This window comes from Aquirufa sp. A-Brett2-W8 (assembly GCF_054558755.1).
Map to the genome: position 1 here is coordinate 1 of NZ_JBPXKS010000022.1, position 5,647 is coordinate 5,647.

At 47.4% G+C, this 5,647-nt stretch carries 2 tRNA genes and 3 rRNA genes; all 5 read right to left on the reverse strand.

What is annotated here, in order from left to right:
• Positions 1 to 147: 147 nt before the first annotated feature.
• Positions 148 to 259: ribosomal RNA gene (gene rrf / locus ACST13_RS11070) — 5S ribosomal RNA — on the reverse strand.
• Between the two features lie 66 nt (positions 260 to 325).
• Positions 326 to 3,157 (reverse strand): 23S ribosomal RNA (locus ACST13_RS11075).
• Between the two features lie 297 nt (positions 3,158 to 3,454).
• Positions 3,455 to 3,531: transfer RNA gene (locus ACST13_RS11080), tRNA-Ala, on the reverse strand.
• 146 nt (positions 3,532 to 3,677) lie between these two features.
• A tRNA-Ile gene (locus ACST13_RS11085) sits at positions 3,678 to 3,751 on the reverse strand.
• Positions 3,752 to 3,878: 127 nt separating this feature from the next.
• Positions 3,879 to 5,385, reverse strand: a 16S ribosomal RNA gene (locus ACST13_RS11090).
• Together the 16S, 23S and 5S rRNA genes with 2 tRNA genes alongside form the textbook arrangement of a ribosomal RNA operon.
• Positions 5,386 to 5,647 lie beyond the last annotated feature (262 nt).

Here is a 5,647-nt window from a genome sequence, read left to right on the forward strand (position 1 = left end):
CTTTTTTATGCCGTATCTCTACTCTCTGCTCTATACTCTCTTATCTTTACTCTACATTTCCTAGTTACTGACTACTGGATACTGTCTACTGGCTACAGTTTGGGCATAAAAAAAGACCCACACTTTCGTGCAGGTCTTTTTTAAATAACTTGGAGCTTACTTACTTTCCCGGGTTTGATCCCAGTATCATCAGCGGTGCGGGGCTTAACTTCTCTGTTCGAGATGGGAAGAGGTGAACACCCGTCCTATCGGCTCCATACTTTTTACAAGGCATAGCCTTTTTCCATATTGTGAGATAAAATAAATAGCAGTGTGTAAATTAATAAAAGGTAAGCTTTCGGGTAATTAGTACTACTCGACTTTGACATTACTGTCTTTACATCTGTAGCCTATCGACCGTGTCGTCTACACGGACCCTTCATGGAATACTCATCTTCAGGTCAGTTTCGCACTTAGATGCTTTCAGCGCTTATCTGATCCCGACGTGGCTACTCAGCTATGCCCTTGGCAGAACAACTGATATACCAGCGGTCAGTCCAACTCGGTCCTCTCGTACTAAAGTCAGAACCTGTCAATATTCCTACGCCCACAACAGATAGGGACCGAACTGTCTCACGACGTTCTGAACCCAGCTCGCGTGCCACTTTAATCGGCGAACAGCCGAACCCTTGGGACCTTCTCCAGCCCCAGGATGTGACGAGCCGACATCGAGGTGCCAAACCTCCCCGTCGATGTGAGCTCTTGGGGGAGATCAGCCTGTTATCCCCAGAGTACCTTTTATCCTTTGAGCGATGGCTGTTCCATACTAAACCACCGGATCACTATATCCTACTTTCGTACCTGATCGACTTGTCGGTCTCACAGTCAAGCTCCCTTTTGCTATTGCACTCTACGCACGGTTACCAAGCGTGCTGAGGGAACCTTTGAAAGCCTCCGTTACTCTTTTGGAGGCGACCACCCCAGTCAAACTACCCACCAAGCAATGTCTCCCCTTTGGGGATTAGAATTCCAGTACAAGAAGGGTGGTATTTCAACGTTGGCTCCCCGATGCCTAGCGACACCGGCTCACAGCCTCCCACCTATCCTACACATCCAGTACCAAAACTCAATGCTAAGCTATAGTAAAGGTTCATGGGGTCTTTCCGTCCCGTTGCGGGTAAACGGCATCTTCACCGTTACTACAATTTCACCGAGCTCACGGCTGAGACAGTGCCCAGATCGTTACACCATTCGTGCAGGTCGGAACTTACCCGACAAGGAATTTCGCTACCTTAGGACCGTTATAGTTACGGCCGCCGTTTACTGGGGCTTCAGTTCAATGCTTCGTGTTGCCACTAACATCCCCCCTTAACCTTCCAGCACCGGGCAGGTGTCAGGCCTTATACGTCATCTTTCGATTTAGCAAAGCCATGTGTTTTTGTTAAACAGTCGCCTGGGCCATTTCTCTGCGGCCACGATTGCTCGTGGCTCCCTTTATCCCGAAGTTACAGGGTTAATTTGCCGAGTTCCTTAGCCGTGATTCACTCGAGCGCCTTAGAATATTCTTCTCGACCACCTGTGTCGGTTTACGGTACGGGTTACTTAGAAGTTATACACGCCTAGACTTTTCTTGGAAGTCTACTCACTACACTCGTTTTAGCATTGCTGCCGCCTCTCAAAGACACTATTCCGTCAGTATCTGGTAACCTGTAGTCTCCGTCATCTATTTGCCCAATAAGTAAGTACAGGAATATTAACCTGTTGTGCATTAGGTTGTCGCCTTCGCTAGACCCTTAGCCCCCGACTAACCCTCAGTTGATTAGCATAGCTGAGGAAACCTTAGTCTTTCGGCGTGAGGGTTTCTCGCCCTCATTATCGTTACTCATGCCTACATTTGCTTTTCTGAACGCTCCAGCAAAGCTCGTCGCTTCACCTTCTCCGCAGATCAGAATGCTCCCCTACCAGTATATAAATATAATCCAAAGCTTCGGTACTTTACTTGATGCCCGTTTATTATCGATGCCCGCCTCGCTCGACCAGTGAGCTGTTACGCACTCTTTAAATGAATAGCTGCTTCCAAGCTAACATCCTGGCTGTCACTGCAATCAGACTTCCTTAGTTCAACTTAGTAAAGATTTTGGGACCTTAGCTGTTGGTCTGGGTTCTTTCCCTCTCGGATTGGGACCTTAGCACCCCAACCCTCACTCCCGGGTATATTTTAAGCCATTCAGAGTTCGTCAGGATTTGGTAGGATTTGACTCCCCCTAGTCCTATCGGTAGCTTTACCTGCTTAAAACTTAACCCCGAGGCTGTTCCTAAAAACATTTCGGGGAGTACGAGCTATTTCTCAGTTTGATTGGCCTTTCACCCCTACCCACAAGTCATCCAAATACTTTTCAACGTAAACTGGTTCGGTCCTCCACTCCGTGTTATCGGAGCTTCAACCTGCTCATGGGTAGATCACAAAGTTTCGCGTCTACTCCCACTGACTAAGCGCCCTATTCAGACTCGCTTTCGCTCCGGCTGCTCACGTCAACGTGATTAACCTCGCCAGTGAAAGTAACTCGTAGGCTCATTATGCAAAAGGCACGCCGTCACCCCACAAAAGGGCTCCGACCGCTTGTAAGCGTATGGTTTCAGGGTCTTTTCACCCCCTTACTCAGGGTACTTTTCACCTTTCCTTCACAGTACTAGTTCACTATCGGTCTCTTGGTAGTATTTAGCCTTACCGGATGGTGCCGGCAGATTCAAAGGGGATTTCTCCAGTCCCCCCCTACTCAGGATACCACTACAATTATATAAGCTTACCGATACAGGGCTCTCACCTTCTATGGCCTGCCTTCCCAGACAGTTCTTGTTCATTTATATAATCGATCACGTGGTCCTACAACCCCAGTCTTGCCGCAACAACACTGGTTTGGGCTAATCCGCGTTCGCTCGCCACTACTTACGGAATCACTTTTGTTTTCTCTTCCTCTGCTTACTTAGATGTTTCAGTTCAGCAGGTTCGCCTCCTACATACATAGGATAATAGATCTTCAATCTACTGGGTTGCCCCATTCGGAAATCTTCGGATCGAAGGTCTTGTGCACCTCCCCGAAGCTTATCGCAGCTTAACACGTCCTTCATCGCCTCCAAGAGCCTAGGCATTCCCCATACGCCCTTAATTCACTTACTCTTTTAATTTATATCTTCATCCCTAAGGATTTAATATCACTAATTTGCTCTTACTCTTTACTTTATTCTCACAATATGTCAAAGAACCTTGTGTAAAATTCAATCAGCTTGCGCTTATCTCATTCACATCGTTCCCAATCTCACTCTCCACATTTGGAAAGGGTAGGGGTGGTAGTCAGTAACCAGTAGCCAGTCGACAGTAGTCAGTCTGGAACTTGTTAATCTTTCAATCTGTTGATCAAGCTCGTTTGCCTAATCTGTACTCTCTACTCTATAATCTCTACTCTACTTTGTACTCTGGTGGAGAATAACGGATTCGAACCGTTGACCCCCTGCGTGCAAGGCAGGTGCTCTAGCCAGCTGAGCTAATCCCCCAAATAACTGGGTTCTCTTTGTTAATCTCTTTGTTGTTAGACGCGTTTGTCTAATCTTTACTATCTATTCTCTCTACTCTTTACTCTCTACTCTTTACTCTATAATCTTTACTCTTGCCTCTGATCCTCACAAGCCTTCATTTCTTGTGGGCCTGCGTGGACTCGAACCACGGACCTCTACATTATCAGTGTAGCGCTCTAACCACCTGAGCTACAAGCCCGCTTAATCCTTAATAAATGCTTTTTAAAACTTGCTCTCTTTCGAGCAGGTTTCCTTTAAGCGTGTGATAAAAACAAAGAAGATAAGTAATCACTCACGTGTTTACCTAAAAGTAATAGCTTCTCCAGAAAGGAGGTGTTCCAGCCACACCTTCCGGTACGGCTACCTTGTTACGACTTAGCCCCAATTACCTGTTCTACCCTAACTGGCGGTTTAACGGCCAGCTTCAGGTCTACCAGACTTTCATGGCTTGACGGGCGGTGTGTACAAGGTCCGGGAACGTATTCACCGCGTCATTGCTGATACGCGATTACTAGCGATTCCAGCTTCATAGGGTCGAGTTGCAGACCCCAATCCGAACTGTGAACGGTTTTCGAGATTGGCATCCTGTTGCCAGGTAGCTACCCTCTGTACCGCCCATTGTAGCACGTGTGTAGCCCTAGGCGTAAGGGCCATGATGACTTGACGTCGTCCCCTCCTTCCTCTCTACTTGCGTAGGCAGTCCATTTAGAGTCCCCACCATAACGTGCTGGCAACTAAATGCAGGGGTTGCGCTCGTTGCGGGACTTAACCCAACACCTCACGGCACGAGCTGACGACAGCCATGCAGCACCTTGTTTCAGGTCATTGCTGACTGATCCATTTCTGTATCATTCCTTCACATTCTAGCCTAGGTAAGGTTCCTCGCGTATCATCGAATTAAACCACATGCTCCACCGCTTGTGCGGACCCCCGTCAATTCCTTTGAGTTTCACCGTTGCCGGCGTACTCCCCAGGTGGATAACTTAACGCTTTCGCTGTGGCACCGACCAGATTCGGCCGACACCTAGTTATCATCGTTTACAGTGTGGACTACCAGGGTATCTAATCCTGTTTGATACCCACACTTTCGTGCATGAGTGTCAGTAAAAGCCAAGTGAGCTGCCTACGCAATTGGAGTTCTTGATAATATCTATGCATTTCACCGCTACACTATCAATTCCGCCCACCTCTACTTTACTCAAGTCTACCAGTTTCAATGGCACTGCAATCGTTGAGCGACCGTCTTTCACCACTGACTTAATAAACCACCTGCGCACCCTTTAAACCCAATAAATCCGGACAACGCTTGCACCCTCCGTATTACCGCGGCTGCTGGCACGGAGTTAGCCGGTGCTTATTCATACAGTACCGTCAATGCCTCTCGCAAGAGTCGTTTCTTCCTGTATAAAAGCAGTTTACAACGCATAACGCCTTCATCCTGCACGCGGCATGGCTGGGTCAGACTTGCGTCCATTGCCCAATATTCCCTACTGCTGCCTCCCGTAGGAGTCTGGCCCGTATCTCAGTGCCAGTGTGGGGGATTGACCTCTCAGTTCCCCTACCAATCATAGCCTTGGTGAGCCATTACCTCACCAACAAGCTAATTGGTCGCATGCCCAGCTTACATCGATAAATCTTTAACAGCTACTAGATGCCTAGTTACTGTCTTATGCGGTATTAATCTCCCTTTCGAAAGGCTATCCCCCAATGTTAAGGTAGGTTGCATACGTGTTACGCACCCGTGCGCCACTATGTCCGAAGACACCGTTCGACTTGCATGTATTAGGCCTGCCGCTAGCGTTCATCCTGAGCCAGGATCAAACTCTCCATTGTAAATAATCTTTGGATGTTTGACTGCTCTTATTTTAATAAGAAAATTGTCTACATCCTTGTCTTGAATGCTATTATTTCGACACTGTGATTTAAACACAGTATCTCTTCTTTATTTCTATCAACACGTCAAAGAACTCTTGTACCTCCAATAAACCGTCCAAAGCAACCCGCTCTGGTGTGAATCTAATCACTCGATTTACTCTCAGTCTTGCCCTAGAAACCTTCTGTTCCTAGCGATTGGGAGTGCAAAGATGTAGGATTA